The sequence below is a fragment of the Streptomyces sp. NPDC007025 genome, from assembly GCF_042869455.1.
Lineage (GTDB): Bacteria > Actinomycetota > Actinomycetes > Streptomycetales > Streptomycetaceae > Streptomyces.
Genome location: NZ_JBIAFT010000006.1, coordinates 451,209 through 468,033 on the forward strand (window position 1 = coordinate 451,209; position 16,825 = coordinate 468,033).

The window sequence follows — 16,825 nt, forward strand, 5'->3', positions numbered from 1 at the left end:
CTCAGCCTCTCAGGCCCCTCAGCCTGTCAGCCTCTTCCCGCAGGCGCGGGGACGCGCTCACGTCTCGTCCGGCAGCCAGCCCAGCTGCACCAGCGGGGTGCCCCGCTTACGGGAGACGAAGAAGCCGCGGCCGGGGGGCATCGGGCGGGGGCGGACATTGCCCAGGAGGTCGCCCTCGCTCGGATCGCCGGAGAGCAGGACTCCCTGGGCGCCCAGTTCCTTGATGCGGGTCATGAACGACTCGAACATTGAGCGAGAGGCGCCTGCGGCGCTGCGGGCGATGATGAAGCGGACGCCGACGTCCCGGGAGAAGGGCAGGTGCTCGGTGAGGACGGCCAGCGGGTTGCCGCTGGAGGTGGCGACCAGTTCGTAGTCGTCGACCACGATGAAGATCTGCGGGCCGGTCCACCAGCTTCGGTCGCGCAGCTGCTGCGGGGTGACGTCGGAGGAGGGCGCCCGCCGGTCCATCAGATCGCGGAGCGCGTTCATGTGCGTCTCCATCGTGTTGGACATCGGCGCGTACTCCAGCAGATGGCTGTCCGGGATGGCGCCGAGCAGCGCGCGCCGGTAGTCGCCCACGACGATCTTCGCCTCGTCGCCGGAGTACCGCTCGCTGATCTGCTTGACGAGCAGCCGCAGCAGCGCCGTCTTGCCGGACTCGCTCTCGCCGAAGACGAGGAAGAAGGGGTCGGTGTCGAAGTCGACGAAGACCGGTTCCAGGTTGTTCTCGTCGATGGCGAAGGCGACCCCGCGTTCGGGGTGCTCCGCGCCGCCGGGCAGCCGCCCGGCCGGCAGTTCCCGGGGCAGCAGCCGTACCTGCGGTGCGGGCTCGCCCGGCCACTGGGAGGCGACCGCGGTGCACATCTCGGCGCTGGCGTCGGCGAGTTCGTCGTCGGAGCCGACGCCGTCGATGCGGGGGACACCCGCCATGAAGTGCAGCGCGTCCATGGTCTGGCCGCGCCCCGGTACACCGGGCGGGACGTTGGCGGCGACCTTGCGGTTGAACTCGGAGTCCATGGTGTCGCCGAGCCGCAGCTCCAGCCGGTTCATCAGCAGGTCCTTCAGGGCCGCCCGCACCTCCATGTTGCGGGAGGCGGTGATGACCAGGTGGACGCCGTAGCCGAGACCGCGGCCCGCGATGTCGTTGACGACATCGGTCAGGCCCTCGTACTCGTTGCGGAAGTTGCCCCAGCCGTCGATGACCAGGAAGACGTCGCCCCACGGCTGGTCGGTGATCTGGCCGCGCGCCCGGCGCCTGCGGTAGGTCGAGATGGAGTCGATGCTGTTCGCCCGGAAGTACTCCTCGCGGCGGTTGAGGATGCCGTACACCTCGGCGACGGTGCGGCGTACCCGTTCGGGGTCGAGGCGGGATGCGATGCCGCCCACGTGCGGGAGGCCGGAGACGGACGACATGCCGCCGCCACCGAAGTCGAGTCCGTAGAACTGCACTTCGGCGGGGGTGTGGGTGAGCGCGAACGCAGAGATCAGGGTCCGCATCAGGGTGGACTTGCCCGACTGCGGGCCGCCCACGACCAGCATGTGTCCGGCGGCTCCGGAGAAGTCCAGGTACAGCGGGTCGCGGCGCTGCTCGAACGGCTTGTCGACCAGGCCGACCGGCACCACGAGCTGGCCCTGCCGCGGATAGTCGGTGGCGGCCAGTCCGCGCCCCTCCACCGGGGCGAGCGAGGGCAGCAGTTCGTCCAGTGGCGAGGCGTTGTCCAGCGGCGGCAGCCACACCTGGTGGGCCGGGGTGCCCTGGCCTTCCAGGCGCCGTACGACCACGTCCAGCACGGTGTCGGCGAGCGCGTCGTCGTCCGCCGCTGCGGGGGCGGGCTGCGCGGGTACCGGCACGGTGTCCGGGTCGGGGCGCTGCACGGCGACCTCGGCAGCGGTGAACAGGACGGGCCGCCGGTTCGGTGCCAGCGGACCGGCGGGGAGCTCGTCCCCTCCGGTGCGGTGGACGCCCGAGACGTAGGCGGCCTTGAAGCGGGTCATCTCGTCGGTGCCGAACTTCAGATAGCCCGAGCCGGGCACCGAGGGGAGGTGGTAGGCGTCGGGGACGCCGAGCGCGGCGCGGGACTCGGCGGAGGAGAAGGTCCGCAGCCCGATCCGGTAGGAGAGGTAGGTCTCCAGTCCCCGCAGCCGGCCTTCTTCGAGGCGCTGTGAGGCAAGCAGCAGGTGCACGCCCAGCGACCGGCCGATCCGGCCGATCTGGATGAACATGTCGATGAAGTCCGGCTTCGCGGTGAGCAGTTCGCTGAACTCGTCGATGACCAGCACCAGTGAGGGGATGGCGGAGAGCGGGGCGCCGGCCGCGCGGGCCTTCTCGTAGTCGTGGATGTTCGCGTAGTTCCCCGCGTCGCGCAGCATCTCCTGGCGCCGGTTGAGTTCGCCGCGGATCGAGTCGCCCATCCGGTCGACGAGGGTCAGGTCGTCGGCGAGGTTGGTGATCACGGCGGCGACGTGCGGCATGTGCGCCATTCCGGCGAAGGTGGCGCCGCCCTTGAAGTCCGCGAGGACGAAGTTGAGGGTCTCGGAGGAGTGTGTGACGGCCAGTCCGAGCACCAGGGTGCGCAGCAGTTCCGACTTGCCGGAACCGGTCGCGCCCACGCACAGCCCGTGCGGGCCCATTCCGTCCTGTGCCGCTTCCTTCAGGTCGAGCATCACCGGCTGGCCGTCCTCGCCCACGCCGATGGGCACCCGCAGCCGTTCGGCTTGCGAGCGGGGCCGCCAAGTGCGGGAGACGTCGACGGAGGCGGCGTCTCCCAGGTTGAGCAGGTCGGTGAACTCCAGCTTGGCCAGCAGCGGCTCGTCCCCGTCGTCTCCCGAGCCCACCCGCAGCGGGGCGAGCTGCCGCGCCACGGCCTCGGCGGCCGGGTAGGAGAGGGCGTCCGGCGTTCCCTCGTAGACCAGGCCGTGCCCCGACTCCAGGCGCAGGCTGCGCGGGCCGACCACTACGGACAGGGTGCCGCGTGCCACGTCGATGTCGCCGGGGACGATCTCGACGATGGTGACGCCCTGCAGGCCCTCGGGCGCGGACAGCAGCGAGTTGGGCAGTACCGAGGTGCCGTCCAGCACGACGACGAGGTGTGGCTGGTCCGGTGCCGGTTCGGCCGTGCCGTTGAACCGGGGGCGTCCCTCCAGCCGGGCGGCGAGGAGCTCCTCCAGCTCGAGGGTGTCGCCCACGATCAGCCGCCGCGAGCCCGCGCCGTCGGTCTCGCCCCTGGCCTGGGCGTGGGGCAGCCACTTGGCCCAGTCCCAGCCGGCGTAGGACTCACGGCCCGCCGCGACCGCGACCACCAGGTCCTCGGGGGAGTGCATCGCGCACAGCGAGCAGAGCAGTGCGCGCGCCGAGGCGTACACGGCATCGGGGTCGCCGCTGACGGTCATGTGGTAGAAGGCCCGCAGCGAGATGGCCATGGGCAGCCCGTCGAGGGTGGCGTGGGTATTGATGAACTGGTGCATGGCGCCGGCCGTCAGCGGCTCCAGCTCGTCCACCGGCGCCGTGTCCGGGCTGACCAGCGGCGTGGCGAGTTGTTGCACACCCAGGCCGACGCGGACCTGGCCGAAGTCCAGATCCGAGGGCCGCCGCTCCCAGACCCTGTTGCCCTCGGCCACCAGGGACCACAACTGGTCCGGCGCGGGGTGCAGATAGAACTGGGCATCCCGCTGCTTGACCGCCGTCCTGCGCACCGTACGCCGCGTCTGCGCCAGGTACTTGAGGTAGTCGCGGCGCGACTGCGCCATCTCGCCCTGGGTGCCCCGGCGCATCCGGACCACCATGGCGATGACCATGGTGAGCGTCGAGAACAGCATCAGAACGCCCATGATCTTCATCATCGGGTGGGAGTTCATGCCGGGCATGAGGAAGTACACGCTGGACCCGCCCATGCCGAGCATGGGCAGGAGCTGCATCCACATGCCCTCCTGCTTGTTCTTGGGCAGTTCGGGCGGCGGCTGCAGCTGCAGCTCCTCGGCGGGCACATCGGGAGGCAACGCCCGAGGCGGTCGCTTGACGACGATCTGGGTCACTCGCGCACCAATTTCCCTTGCGTTCCCTTGCGTTCCCTTGTGTTTCTTTGGGGTCCCTGCGTCCCCTGGTACGGAAGGGGCGGTGCGGTGCCGGCACCCCGTGGTGACGTTCGCTCCTGACGGTCCCCCTCCGCGGCTGGCGATCCTAGTGGCACAGTGAGTTGACCGGGAGCGGTAGGGTGTCGCGCGCTGCCGCGGTGCCGTGACGGCACGTCGGCGGATGAAGCAGCCGACGCCCGGCAGACCGTTGCACAGCCCATTGTCGAGCAGGTGCTCAGCAGGATCTTCGAGGGGGACACACAGGTGAGTACGACGGCTTCCGCCGCGGCCACCGGATCCGGCGGGCAGCCGGGATCCGGCGGGGCCCGAGGCGCGGCCGGTGGGTCCGGCCGGGCGGCCGGATCGGCACTGGACACCGGTTTCAGCCGGGTGACCATCGTCGCCCCCGACAGCCGGATCGACGTCGCACTGCCCGAGGACATCCCGGTCGCCGACCTCCACCCCGAGATTCTGCGGCTCTCCGGCCAGACCCCCGCCGAGGGGGCACCCGTCGGCTACCACCTGGTGCGCCGCGACGGCACGGTCCTGGACAGCTCCCGGTCGTTCGCCGCCCAGCGCATCCTGGACGGCGAGGTGCTGAGCCTGCGCCCGTTCGCGGAGTCGCTGCCGCCCGCCGTCTTCGACGACGTCTCCGACGCTGTCGCCTCGGCCGTCACCCGCGACCGGCGGCTGTGGGGCGACGACATGATGCGTGCCGCCGGACTGATCGGCGCCGGGGTGCTGCTGTCGCTGATGGGGGTCGTGCTGTGGTTCTCCGACCCGGCCGGCCACGACATGCACGGACTCGCCGGCGTCCTGGCCGCCGTCACCGGAGTGCTGCTGGTGGCGCTGTCCGCGGTACGCGCCCGCGTCTACGAGGACCGCCCCACCTCGATCACCCTGGGCCTGGCGGCCATGCCGCACCTCATGGTGGCGGGCAGCGGCCTGCTGCCCCTGGAGGACGGGCTGGGCATCGGCAAGCTGCAGTTCCTCCTCGGCTGTGTGACCGTCCTGCTGGCCGCCACCCTGCTGATCGCGCTCACCCCCGACGGGGACGGCCCGTTCGTCGCCGCCGCCTTCACCGCGACCATCGGCACCGTGATCACCTTCATCGCGATCGTCGCCGATCTGCCTCCGACGGAGACGGCCGCCGTCTGCGCGCCGGTCGCCGTCGGCGTCCTCGCCTTCCTGCCGAGCCTCTCGACCCGTTTCGCCCGGCTGCCCATCGGCTTCGAGGCCACCCGCACCCGGATGAGCGACTACGACGCCGACCCGGACGCCGCCCCCGAGACCCAGGGCCCGATCGACGGTGAGCGGATCGCGGCACAGGCGCGGCGCGGCCACGAGCTGCTGGTCGGCCTGGTCGGCGGCTGCGCGGCCGTGGTCGTCGTCTCCACCGCCGTGCTCAGCTTCTCCGCCTCGGGCTGGGGGCAGCTGCTCGCCCTCGCCACGGGGCTGGCGATGCTGCTGCGGGCCCGCCTCTTCCGCTACACCTCCCAGGTCAGCAGCGCGCTGGCGGCCGGGCTGGCGGCCCTGCTGCTGCTCGGTGCCGGGCTGGCGGGAGACTTCCCCGCCGACGGCGACGCGCTGCGCACCGTGTGGCTGAGCGCCGCGCTCGCCATGGCGGCCGTGCTGGCCGTCGCCGTCGGGCTGGCCGTCCCCCGCAAGGGTGTGACACCGTTCTGGGGCCGGTTCGTGGAGATCCTGGAGACGTTCGTCCTGCTCACCCTGATTCCGCTGTGCCTGGCCGTGATGCAGGTCTACTCGGCGGCCCGCAGTCTCACCAGCTAGCCACTGGTACCCTGTACCGGCCTCCCGAGTATCGAAGTCTCCCCTGTGAAGCAGACCAGGGGCGCTCGGCGGCTGGAATCCCTGAGGAGTACGAGTGTCGTCTCTCGACGCCGCGACGAAGAAGCAGATCATCTCCGAGTTCGCCACCAAGGAGGGTGACACCGGCTCCCCCGAGGTCCAGGTGGCGCTGCTCTCCCGTCGCATCAGCGACCTGACCGAGCACCTGAAGACCCACAAGCACGACCACCACTCGCGCCGTGGTCTGCTGCTGCTGGTCGGCCAGCGCCGCCGCCTGCTGCAGTACCTGGCCAAGAAGGACATCCAGCGCTTCCGCGCGCTGGTCGAGCGCCTCGGCATCCGCCGCGGCGCGGCGGGCGCCCGCTAGCACATGACGAAGGGAGCGGTTCCCGGACCCGGGGGCCGCTCCCTTCGCCGTATCGCAGTACGGCAGCTCGCCGTAACGCAGTACGACGGCCTCTCGCGGAGCGTGGAAGCTTTGTAGTCTGGTCCACGCGAGACGAAGCCGGACAGACATCACTGACAGCATGGACAAGGAGCGCACCCGAGACGCCGGTCCTCGGTAGTGGCCCCCGGGACCCGCGGCGAATCCGCGGGACCGCCGGGAGCTTCGATCGAAGACCGGCCCGCACCGGGAGCGCTCCTGAGTACACAGTCCGCCGCGGACGAGCGGCGGACGCAGACGAGGAGATATTCCTGGTGGAGAACGAGACCCACTACGCCGAGGCCGTCATCGACAACGGCTCCTTCGGCACCCGCACGATCCGTTTCGAGACCGGTCGGCTGGCCAAGCAGGCCGCAGGCTCGGCCGTGGCCTACCTGGACGACGACACCATGGTGCTGTCGGCGACCACCGCCTCGAAGCAGCCCAAGGACCAGCTCGACTTCTTCCCTCTGACGGTCGACGTCGAGGAGCGGATGTACTCGGCCGGCAAGATCCCCGGCTCTTTCTTCCGCCGTGAGGGCCGCCCGTCCGAGGACGCGATCCTCACCTGCCGGCTGATCGACCGCCCGCTGCGCCCCTCGTTCAAGAAGGGCCTGCGCAACGAGATCCAGATCGTCGAGACGATCATGGCGCTCAACCCCGAGCACCTCTACGACGTGGTCGCCATCAACGCCGCCTCCTGCTCCACGCAGCTCGCGGGGCTTCCCTTCTCCGGCCCGATCGGCGGCACCCGTGTCGCCCTGATCAACGGCCAGTGGGTCGCCTTCCCGACCCACTCCGAGCTGGAGGACGCCGTCTTCGACATGGTCGTCGCGGGCCGGGTGCTGCCCGACGGCGACGTGGCCGTGATGATGGTCGAGGCCGAGGCCACCGAGAAGACCATCGAGCTGGTCAAGGGCGGTGCCGAGGCGCCGACCGAGGAGGTCGTCGCCGCCGGTCTGGAGGCTGCGAAGCCGTTCATCAAGGTGCTGTGCAAGGCACAGGCCGACCTCGCCGCGAAGGCCGCCAAGCCCACCGGCGAGTTCCCGATCTTCCTGGACCACCAGGACGACATCCTGGAGGCCCTCACCGCGGCCGTCCGCGACGAGCTCGCCCAGGCGCTGACCATCGCGGGCAAGCAGGAGCGCGAGAGTGAGCTGGACCGCGTCAAGGCGCTGGCCGCCGAGAAGCTGCTCCCGCAGTTCGAGGGGCGCGAGAAGGAGATCTCCGCGGCCTACCGGTCGCTGACCAAGACCCTGGTGCGCGAGCGCGTCATCAAGGAGAAGAAGCGCATCGACGGCCGCGGCGTCACGGACATCCGTACGCTGGCCGCCGAGGTCGAGGCCATCCCGCGAGTGCACGGCTCGGCGCTCTTCGAGCGCGGCGAGACGCAGATCCTGGGCGTCACCACGCTGAACATGCTCCGTATGGAGCAGCAGCTGGACACTCTCTCGCCGGTGACGCGCAAGCGCTACATGCACAACTACAACTTCCCGCCCTACTCCACGGGTGAGACGGGCCGCGTCGGCTCCCCCAAGCGTCGCGAGATCGGTCACGGCGCGCTCGCCGAGCGTGCGCTGGTGCCGGTGCTGCCGACCCGCGAGGAGTTCCCGTACGCGATCCGGCAGGTCTCCGAGGCGCTGGGCTCCAACGGCTCGACGTCCATGGGCTCGGTCTGCGCCTCCACGATGTCGCTGCTGAACGCCGGCGTGCCGCTCAAGGCCCCGGTGGCCGGCATCGCCATGGGCCTGATCTCGCAGGACGTCGAGGGGGAGACGCACTACGTCACCCTCACCGACATCCTCGGCGCCGAGGACGCCTTCGGTGACATGGACTTCAAGGTCGCCGGCACCAAGCAGTTCGTGACCGCCCTCCAGCTCGACACCAAGCTGGACGGCATCCCGGCGTCCGTGCTGGCCGCGGCGCTCAAGCAGGCCCGCGACGCGCGGATGCACATCCTCGACGTGATGACCGAGGCGATCGACGTTCCGGACGAGATGTCCCCGAACGCGCCGCGGATCATCACCGTGAAGATCCCGGTGGACAAGATCGGTGAGGTCATCGGCCCGAAGGGCAAGATGATCAACCAGATCCAGGAGGACACCGGGGCCGACATCACGATCGAGGACGACGGCACCATCTACATCGGTGCCGCCGACGGTCCCGCGGCCGAGGCGGCCCGCTCGACCATCAACGGCATCGCCAACCCGACGATGCCCGAGGTCGGCGAGCGCTACCTGGGCACCGTCGTCAAGACGACCACCTTCGGCGCCTTCGTCTCGCTGCTCCCCGGCAAGGACGGTCTGCTGCACATCTCGCAGATCCGCAAGCTGGCCGGCGGCAAGCGGGTGGAGAACGTCGAGGACGTCGTCGGCGTGGGCCAGAAGGTCCAGGTCGAGATCGCCGAGATCGACCAGCGCGGCAAGCTGTCCCTGATCCCCGTCCTGGACGAGGAGGAGGGCGGCGAGTCCGAGGGCTCCGCCGACTCCGAGGACGAGACCGCGAAGTGACGCGTACGTTCCGTACGACGGCCCGCCCCGCCACTTCGGCGGGGCGGGCCGTCGCCCGTCCCAAGACCCGCACCCGGACCCTGATCCCGGGGCAGAACGGCGCGGGCACCGTCCGCAGGAGCGTGCTGCCCGGCGGACTCCGGGTGATCACCGAGACGCTGCCGACGGTACGCTCCGCCACCTTCGGTATCTGGGCGCACGTCGGCTCCCGCGACGAGACCCCCGCGCTGAGCGGCGCCACCCACTACCTGGAGCATCTGCTCTTCAAGGGCACCGAGCGGCGCAGCGCACTGGAGATCTCCGCGGCGGTCGACGAGGTGGGCGGTGAGATGAACGCGTTCACCACCAAGGAATTCACCTGCTACTACGCGCGGGTCCTGGACGCGGACCTGCCGCTGGCCATCGACGTCGTCTCCGACATGCTCACCGGCTCCGTCATCGACCCGGCGGAGGTCGAGGCCGAGCGCGGCGTCATCCTCGAAGAGATCGCGATGACCGAGGACGACGCGGGCGACTGCGTGCACGACCTGTTCGCGCACACCATGTTCGGCGACACCCCGCTGGGCCGTCCCGTGCTGGGCACCGTGGACACCGTCAACGCTCTCACCAGGGACCAGGTGGCCCGCTTCTACAAGAAGCACTACGACCCCACCCGGCTGGTGGTCGCCGCCGCCGGAAACCTCTCGCACACCGAGGTCGTCAACCGGGTGCGGGCCGCGTTCGACCGGGCCGGCGCGCTGCGGCGCACCGAGGGCGCCGACCCGGTCGCGCCCCGCTCGGGCACCCGCACCCTGCGTGCCGGCGGCCGGGTCGACTTCCTGGACCGGCCGACCGAGCAGGCGCATCTGGTCCTCGGGATGCCCGGCGTCTCCCGGCACGACGAGCGTCGCTGGCCGCTCGCGGTACTCAGCACGGCGCTCGGCGGCGGTATGAGCTCCCGCCTCTTCCAGGAGATCCGCGAACGGAGGGGCCTGGCGTACAGCACCTACGCCTACACCTCCGGATACGCCGACTGCGGCCTCTTCGGGGTCTATGTGGGCTGCCGCCCCAGCCAGGTGCCCGATGTGCTCGAGATCTGCCGCGAGGAGCTGGAGAACGTCGCCCGGCACGGACTGGACGACGACGAGGTGCGGCGCGCCGTCGGGCAGCTCGCCGGTTCCACGGTGCTCGGACTGGAGGACACCGGGGCGCTGATGCACCGGGCCGGCAAGAGCGAGCTGTGCTGGGGGGAGCAGATGTCCACCGACGCGATGCTCGCCAGGATCACCGCGGTCACTCCCGACGACATCCGCGCGGTCGCCCGCGAGGTACTGGACCGCCGCCCCTCGGTGTCCGCCATCGGGCGGCTCACCGACCGCCAGGCAGCCCATCTGCACGAGGCCGTGGCCTGAGCCGGTCCGCCGCGGCCTGATGAGGCCGGTCAGGCCGTCCCATCGCCCCTTTCACACGTAAGGAACCAAAACGATGAGCAAGCTGCGGGTCGCTGTCCTCGGCGCCAGGGGCCGGATGGGCTCCGAGGCCGTACGGGCCGTCGAGGGCGCCGAGGACATGGAGCTGGTCGCGGCGCTGGGCAGCGGCGACCAGCTCCGGACGCTGACCGACGCGGGCGCCGAGGTCGCCGTCGACCTCACCCGTCCGGACGCCGTCATGGGCAATCTGGAGTTCTGCCTCGCCCACGGCATCCACGCCGTCGTCGGCACCACGGGCTGGACGGACGACCGGCTGGCGACCGTACGCGCCCACCTCGCCGCCGCCCCCGGCACCGGTGTGCTCATCGCCCCGAACTTCGGTATCGGGGCCGTGCTCACGATGCGCTTCGCCCAGCAGGCGGCCCGCTTCTTCGAGTCCGTCGAGGTCGTCGAGCTGCACCATCCCGGCAAGGCCGACGCCCCCAGCGGCACCGCCGTGCGCACCGCGCAGCTCGTCGCCGAGGCCCGCGGCGCCGCCGGGCTTCCCGCACAGCCCGACGCCACCACCACCGCTCTGGAGGGGGCCCGCGGCGCCGACGTGGACGGTGTGCCCGTACACGCGGTGCGGCTGCGGGGTCTGGTCGCGCACCAGGAGGTCCTCTTCGGCGACGAGGCCGAGACCCTCACCATCCGGCACGACTCCCTGCACCGCAGCTCCTTCATGCCGGGCGTGCTGCTGGGCGTCCGCAAGGTCCCCGCTTCCCCGGGGCTCACCTTCGGGCTCGAGCACTTCCTCGACCTGGACTGACCGGACGACGGAGCTCAGCAGCATGCGCGCGAAGATCACCTACTTCCTCCTGGCCGCCGTCCTGGTCGTCTACTTCGTCCTGGTCGGCAGCCGGGGTGTGCTGCTGATCCAGCAGGGCACGGCCGTCACCGTCGCCTTCGGCGCCGCCGTCCTGGTGCTGCCCTTCATCGGCGCCTGGTTCCTGTGGCACACCACCCGGTTCGCGCGGCGTGCCGGACGGCTGGCGCGGCTGCTGGAGGCCGAGGGCGGTCTCCCGGTCGACGAACTCGCGCGCACGCCCTCGGGGCGGATCGACCGCGCCTCGGCGGACGAGGTCTTCGCCCGGCGCCGGGCCGAGACGGAGGAACAGCCGGACGACTGGCGTTCCTGGTTCCGGCTCGCCGTCGCCTACCACGACGCCCGGGACACCCCCCGCGCCCGCAAGGCGATGCAGCACGCGATCGCTCTGCACGCGGCGGCCCCTCGGGACTGAACGGGCTCCTGCTGCCGAGTTCCGGCCGCGGGGCCGCCCCGGGGACTAACGGGACTCGGCGGCCCAGCTCTCTATGACGTCGGCGGCCCGGTCGAAGGCTCGCGGCCGGGTGACGAAGTCGGCGTTACGGCTGGTGAGCAGCGTCCTGTCGGCCTGTTCCGAGTCCGCGGACCGGGAGGAGGGGGTGCGGGCCAGCACCAGGGCCTCGCCCTGCACCGTGCGCGGCATCCCCAGCCACCGCACGGGGCGCTGCACCGTGCGCAGCCTGCCCGCCTCCGACCAGCGCAGCGTGGTGGTCCGCAGCAGCCCGGCATGGCGCAGCCCGTGGGAGCTCACCCACACGCCCGCGCGCAGCAGCCGCACCGCGAGGACGACCAGCAGCAGACCGCAGCCCGCGCATATCGCGCCGCTGGGCAGCAGCCCCTCGGCCAGCGAGATGATCAGAGCGGAGAACAGTACGTAGGAGGCGAGCAGCAGCAGTAGTGCGCCGCCGCCGACCCGGCAGGGGCCGGGACGGTAGGGACGCCGCCACAGATCGCGGTCGGCCTCGGCGAGGGTCACCGACTGGGCCGCGAGTACGTGATCCTCGCGGTCGGCTGTCACAAAGGGCAGGGGCACGGCACAGTCCTCGCTCGCTCACGACAGGGTTTTGTCCAGCGGCTGCTCGCCGCAGCGGTATGAGCGGTGACATTAGCGAGACCCGGTCGGTGCGGTCACCCCCGGGTGGCGTTCCCGGAGGTGACCGCACCGCGGTCAGCGGCCCTCGGCCGCAGCCGGCGGCTTGTTCGAGGGGCTCTGGTCCTCACTGAGGGCCGGAAGGCCGAGCAGGACCGAGCCCACGAGCCCGGCGACGACGGTCAGCCCCACCAGGGCGCTGCCGGCGACTTCCCGGAAGCTGCGCCGTGCTGCGGGTGGGGGAGTGACATTGCTGCGGAACCGGTCTGCCTCGGCTATGAAGGCGAACGGGACGGACTCTCCGCGGCGGGACATGACGGTGTGCTCCTGGGTGATCGTTCTGGTCGGTTACGAGGACAACGTCCGGGCGGGCTCGGGAGTGCCCGTCGCCGCCGAACGCGTGTGAAAAATATCAACCGGCACGGCGAGGTATGTCACCGGGGTTGCGTTTCTTCACCATGCAAGCTGTTTGTCCTGCTAATAGCGGTCAAAACGGACTGCCGGGTCGGCCGTGGTCCGGCTGTCGGACCCTCCCCTTAGGCTGGCTCCGCTCTGGCACACGCACGTGGAAGGACCAGCCGGTGACCGAAACCCCCGCCCCGCCCGCCCCCAGTTTCCGCAGCGACATGACGGTCGAGCTGGTGAAGCACAGCGCGTCCGACACCGATGTCCTCTGGGCGGCCCGGGTGTCCACCACGGGCGAGCAGTCCCTGGACGAACTGAACAAGGACCCGGAGCGCTCCAAGGGGCTGATCAACTTCCTGATGCGGGACCGCCACGGCAGCCCTTTCGAGCACAACTCCCTGACCTTCTTCATCAGCGCCCCGCTCTTCGTCTTCCGGGAGTTCCACCGGCACCGCGTCGGCTGGTCCTACAACGAGGAATCAGGCCGCTACCGCCGGCTCCAGCCGGTCTTCTACGTCCCCGACAGCGACCGCAAGCTCGTCCAGCAGGGCCGTCCGGGGAAGTACGAGTTCGTCCCCGGGACCGAGGAGCAGCACGAGCTCACGAGCCGCTCCATGGAGGACGTCTACCGGAGGGCGTACGAGACCTACGAGGAGATGCTGGCGGCCGGCGTCGCCCGCGAGGTCGCCCGCGCGGTCCTGCCGGTGGGCCTCTACTCGTCGATGTACGCCACGTGCAACGCCCGGTCCCTGATGCACTTCCTCGGTCTGCGCACCCAGCACGAGCAGGCCAAGGTGCCCAGCTTCCCGCAGCGCGAGATCGAGATGGTGGGTGAGCTGATGGAGGAGCAGTGGGCCAAGCTGATGCCGCTGACACACGCCGCCTTCAACGCCAACGGCCGAGTCGCACCCTGACGCCGTCCTCGACCGGGCCGGGGCCTTCGGGGCGGCCCCGCCCCCAGCGGCCTACCGCCGGTCGGCGGGGTCCGGGAAGTGTCCGTATTGCGACGTTTGAAGAAGTTCATCTAGGGTGATTCTGCGGCCCCGGCACTGCCTGAACCCCCGAGCAGGCAGTGCCGGGACCCCTCTTCATCCGTCCCCCGCGCCGGACCGCCACCGCTTCCCCGCCGGACTGCCGCCGCATCGACAGCCCCGAGGGAGCATCGCGGGGCGCGCTGCGAGTAGCGTGGACCCTATGGCTCCGACCTCCACACCGCAGACGCCCTTCGGGCGGGTCCTGACCGCGATGGTCACGCCGTTCACCGCGGACGGCGCGCTCGACCTCGACGGCGCGCAGCAGCTCGCCGCCCACCTGGTGGACGCCGGCAACGACGGCCTCGTCGTGAACGGCACCACCGGAGAGTCCCCGACCACGAGTGATGCGGAGAAAGCCCAGCTCGTCCAGGCGGTCGTGGAGGCCGTAGGAGAGCGCGCACACGTGGTCGCCGGAGCCGGCACCAACGACACGGCGCACAGCCTCGAGCTGGCCCGCGCTGCCGAGAAGGCGGGCGCACACGGCCTTCTGGCCGTGACGCCCTACTACAGCAAGCCCCCGCAGGAGGGCCTCTACCGGCACTTCACGGCGATCGCCGACGCCACGGACCTCCCGGTGATGCTGTACGACATCCCGGGCCGCAGCGGTGTGCCGATCAACACCGAGACCATCGTCCGGCTCGCCGAGCACCCCCGCATCGTGGCCAACAAGGACGCCAAGGGCGACCTCGGCCGCGCGAGCTGGGCCGTCGCCACCAGCGGACTGGCCTGGTACAGCGGGGACGACATGCTCAACCTGCCCCTGCTGTCCGTGGGCGCCGTCGGATTCGTCTCCGTGGTCGGCCACGTCGTCACACCGGAGCTGCGTGCCCTGCTGGAGGCGCACCTCAGCGGCGATGTCGTCAAGGCCACCGAGATCCACCAGAAGCTGCTCCCCGTCTTCACCGGCATGTTCCGCACCCAGGGCGTGATCACGACAAAGGCCGCACTCGACCGGCTGGGCCTCCCGGCCGGACCGCTGCGCCTTCCGCTGGTCGAGCTGTCCCCGGAGGAGCTGGAGCAGCTCAAGCACGATCTCGCCCATGGCGGGGTACATCTGTAGATCTCAGACTTCAACAACTGCATACCGCCGGACACCGGCTGCCGTGCGCGACGGACCGTGCCGCAGCCTCACCGAACAAGCACGACACGCACGAACGACACGTGCCGCTGCGTGCGCATCATGAATATCGCGCGCCACGTACCCAGGCGGGTGCGTGGCGCGCGTGGTAAGGAGAGTCTTTTGAGTCATCCGCACCCTGAGCTGGGCCCGCCGCCGAAGCTTCCCAAGGGGGGCCTGCGCGTCACCCCATTGGGTGGGCTCGGCGAGATCGGCCGCAACATGACCGTCTTCGAATACGGCGGCAGGCTCCTGATCGTCGACTGCGGCGTCCTCTTCCCGGAGGAGGAGCAGCCGGGCATCGACCTGATCCTCCCGGACTTCACCTCCCTGCGGGACCGGCTCGACGACATCGACGGCATCGTCCTCACCCACGGCCACGAGGACCACATCGGCGGCGTCCCCTATCTTCTGCGGGAAAAGGCGGACATCCCGCTGATCGGCTCCAAGCTGACCCTCGCCCTGATCGAGGCCAAGCTCCAGGAGCACCGGATCCGCCCGTACACCCTCGAGGTCGAGGAGGGCCACCGCGAGCGCGTCGGCCCCTTCGACTGCGAGTTCCTCCCGGTCAACCACTCCATCCCGGACGCGCTGGCCGTCGCGATCCGCACCCCCGCGGGCATGGTCGTCCACACGGGCGACTTCAAGATGGACCAGCTGCCGATGGACGGGCGCCTCACCGACCTGCGCGCCTTCGCCCGTCTCGGTGAAGAGGGCATCGACCTGCTGCTGAGCGACTCGACCAACGCCGAGGTCCCCGGCTTCGTACCGCCGGAGCGCGACATCTCCTCGGTGCTGCGGCAGGTCTTCTCCAGCGCCCAGAAGCGGATCATCGTGGCCAGCTTCGCCAGCCACGTCCACCGCATCCAGCAGATCCTGGACGCCGCGCACGAGCACGGCCGCCGGGTCGCCTTCGTGGGCCGCTCCATGGTCCGCAACATGGGCATCGCCCGGGACCTGGGCTATCTGCGCGTTCCCGCCGGTCTCGTCGTCGACGTCAAGACCCTCGACGACCTGCCGGACGACGAGGTCGTACTGGTCTGCACCGGATCCCAGGGCGAGCCGATGGCGGCCCTGTCCCGGATGGCCAACCGCGACCACCAGATCCGCATCGTCCAGGGCGACACGGTCATTCTGGCCTCGTCCCTCATCCCGGGGAACGAGAACGCCGTCTACCGAGTGATCAACGGGCTGACCCGCTGGGGCGCCAACGTCGTCCACAAGGGCAATGCGAAGGTCCACGTCTCCGGGCACGCCTCCGCTGGTGAACTGCTGTACTTCTACAACATCTGCCAGCCGAAGAACCTCATGCCCGTGCACGGCGAGTGGCGGCATCTGCGTGCCAACGCGGAGCTGGGTGCGGCGACCGGTGTGCCCCACGACCGCATTGTGATCGCCGAGGACGGCGTCGTGGTCGATCTGCTCGACGGCAAGGCGAAGATCACCGGGAAGGTGCAGGCCGGCTACGTCTATGTCGACGGCCTCACCGTCGGCGACGTCACCGAGTCCTCCCTCAAGGACCGGCGCATCCTCGGTGACGAGGGCATCATCTCGATCTTCGTCGTGGTCGACAGCACCACGGGTAAGATCGTGGGCGGCCCCCATCTGCAATCCCGCGGCTCCGGTATCGACGACGCCGACTTCGCCGCGGTCATCCCGAAGCTCGACGAGGCGCTCGCCAAGTCCGCCCAGGACGGCGTGGCGGAGACGCATCAGCTCCAGCAGCTGGTGCGGCGCACGGTCGGCAAGTGGGTCTCGGACACCTACCGCCGGCGTCCGATGATCCTGCCGGTCGTCGTCGAGGTCTGACGCCCCGTCGGGCCGCAGCACAGGCCCACGGGAGGGCGGGGCGCCTCGATTTGCTTCCAGGCGCCCCGCTCCAGTACGTTTACATCTCCACCGCAAAGGGAAGCCGGGCGCACTACGGCCCGGAACCATCCCGATGCCAGGAATCCGAAATCGGCTCGGAAACGAGCAGGATCAAGATTCTGGTAAGGTCGGAGACACCGAAAGGGCAAACGTCCGGAGAAACCAGTGAGATGGTTTCGAAGGAAGCGTCCGTTCCTTGAGAACTCAACAGCGTGCCAAAAG

12 protein-coding genes are annotated in these 16,825 nt (G+C 70.3%); 9 read left to right on the forward strand and 3 right to left on the reverse strand.

All coding sequences use genetic code 11. The features are described 5' to 3' along the window. Window positions 1–57: 57 nt before the first annotated feature. Window positions 58–4,032, reverse strand: a complete 3,975-nt coding sequence (gene eccCa / locus ACFYMO_RS14925; RefSeq protein ID WP_388546559.1) for a type VII secretion protein EccCa — start codon at window positions 4,030–4,032, stop codon at window positions 58–60. Between the two features lie 303 nt (window positions 4,033–4,335). Between eccCa and eccD the strand changes: the two genes are divergently transcribed. The 6 genes from eccD to ACFYMO_RS14955 all read left to right on the forward strand — a co-directional run bounded on the left by eccD (window position 4,336) and on the right by ACFYMO_RS14955 (window position 11,503). Then, window positions 4,336–5,862 carry a type VII secretion integral membrane protein EccD gene (gene eccD / locus ACFYMO_RS14930; protein ID WP_388546602.1) on the forward strand — a complete coding sequence of 509 codons (1,527 nt, stop codon included), beginning with the start codon at window positions 4,336–4,338 and terminating at the stop codon, window positions 5,860–5,862. A gap of 94 nt (window positions 5,863–5,956) precedes the next feature. After that, complete coding sequence (rpsO, locus tag ACFYMO_RS14935) at window positions 5,957–6,247, forward strand: 30S ribosomal protein S15 (protein WP_016470189.1); 291 nt, start codon at window positions 5,957–5,959, stop codon at window positions 6,245–6,247. Window positions 6,248–6,579: 332 nt separating this feature from the next. Next, the gene (locus tag ACFYMO_RS14940; protein ID WP_366774034.1) at window positions 6,580–8,814 is read left to right on the forward strand and encodes a polyribonucleotide nucleotidyltransferase; all 2,235 of its coding nucleotides are present in this window, start codon (window positions 6,580–6,582) and stop codon (window positions 8,812–8,814) included. Next, window positions 8,811–10,205 carry a M16 family metallopeptidase gene (locus ACFYMO_RS14945; protein WP_388546564.1) on the forward strand — a complete coding sequence of 465 codons (1,395 nt, stop codon included), beginning with the start codon at window positions 8,811–8,813 and terminating at the stop codon, window positions 10,203–10,205. Before ACFYMO_RS14940 ends, ACFYMO_RS14945 begins: the two co-directional genes overlap by 4 nt. A gap of 73 nt (window positions 10,206–10,278) precedes the next feature. Then, the gene (gene dapB, locus ACFYMO_RS14950; RefSeq protein ID WP_366774032.1) at window positions 10,279–11,031 is read left to right on the forward strand and encodes a 4-hydroxy-tetrahydrodipicolinate reductase; all 753 of its coding nucleotides are present in this window, start codon (window positions 10,279–10,281) and stop codon (window positions 11,029–11,031) included. A 22-nt stretch (window positions 11,032–11,053) separates the two neighbouring features. Then, window positions 11,054–11,503, forward strand: coding sequence for a hypothetical protein (locus tag ACFYMO_RS14955; protein WP_366774031.1), 450 nt, complete (start codon window positions 11,054–11,056; stop codon window positions 11,501–11,503). Between the two features lie 45 nt (window positions 11,504–11,548). Here ACFYMO_RS14955 and ACFYMO_RS14960 read toward each other — a convergent pair whose 3' ends face one another. Both ACFYMO_RS14960 and ACFYMO_RS14965 read right to left on the reverse strand, forming a co-directional pair. Beyond that, the gene (locus ACFYMO_RS14960) at window positions 11,549–12,121 is read right to left on the reverse strand and encodes a hypothetical protein (protein ID WP_366774030.1); all 573 of its coding nucleotides are present in this window, start codon (window positions 12,119–12,121) and stop codon (window positions 11,549–11,551) included. Window positions 12,122–12,256: 135 nt separating this feature from the next. Continuing rightward, window positions 12,257–12,493, reverse strand: coding sequence for a hypothetical protein (locus ACFYMO_RS14965; protein ID WP_360303069.1), 237 nt, complete (start codon window positions 12,491–12,493; stop codon window positions 12,257–12,259). Between the two features lie 266 nt (window positions 12,494–12,759). Between ACFYMO_RS14965 and thyX the strand changes: the two genes are divergently transcribed. The 3 genes from thyX (at window position 12,760) to ACFYMO_RS14980 (ending at window position 16,543) form a co-directional block, all read left to right on the forward strand. After that, on the forward strand, window positions 12,760–13,497 hold the full coding sequence (gene thyX / locus ACFYMO_RS14970) for an FAD-dependent thymidylate synthase (protein ID WP_366774029.1): 738 nt from the start codon (window positions 12,760–12,762) through the stop codon (window positions 13,495–13,497). A 280-nt stretch (window positions 13,498–13,777) separates the two neighbouring features. After that, window positions 13,778–14,677 carry a 4-hydroxy-tetrahydrodipicolinate synthase gene (gene dapA, locus ACFYMO_RS14975; RefSeq protein WP_366774028.1) on the forward strand — a complete coding sequence of 300 codons (900 nt, stop codon included), beginning with the start codon at window positions 13,778–13,780 and terminating at the stop codon, window positions 14,675–14,677. Between the two features lie 180 nt (window positions 14,678–14,857). Beyond that, the gene (locus ACFYMO_RS14980) at window positions 14,858–16,543 is read left to right on the forward strand and encodes a ribonuclease J (RefSeq protein ID WP_366774027.1); all 1,686 of its coding nucleotides are present in this window, start codon (window positions 14,858–14,860) and stop codon (window positions 16,541–16,543) included. The last annotated feature ends 282 nt before the right edge of the window (window positions 16,544–16,825 follow it).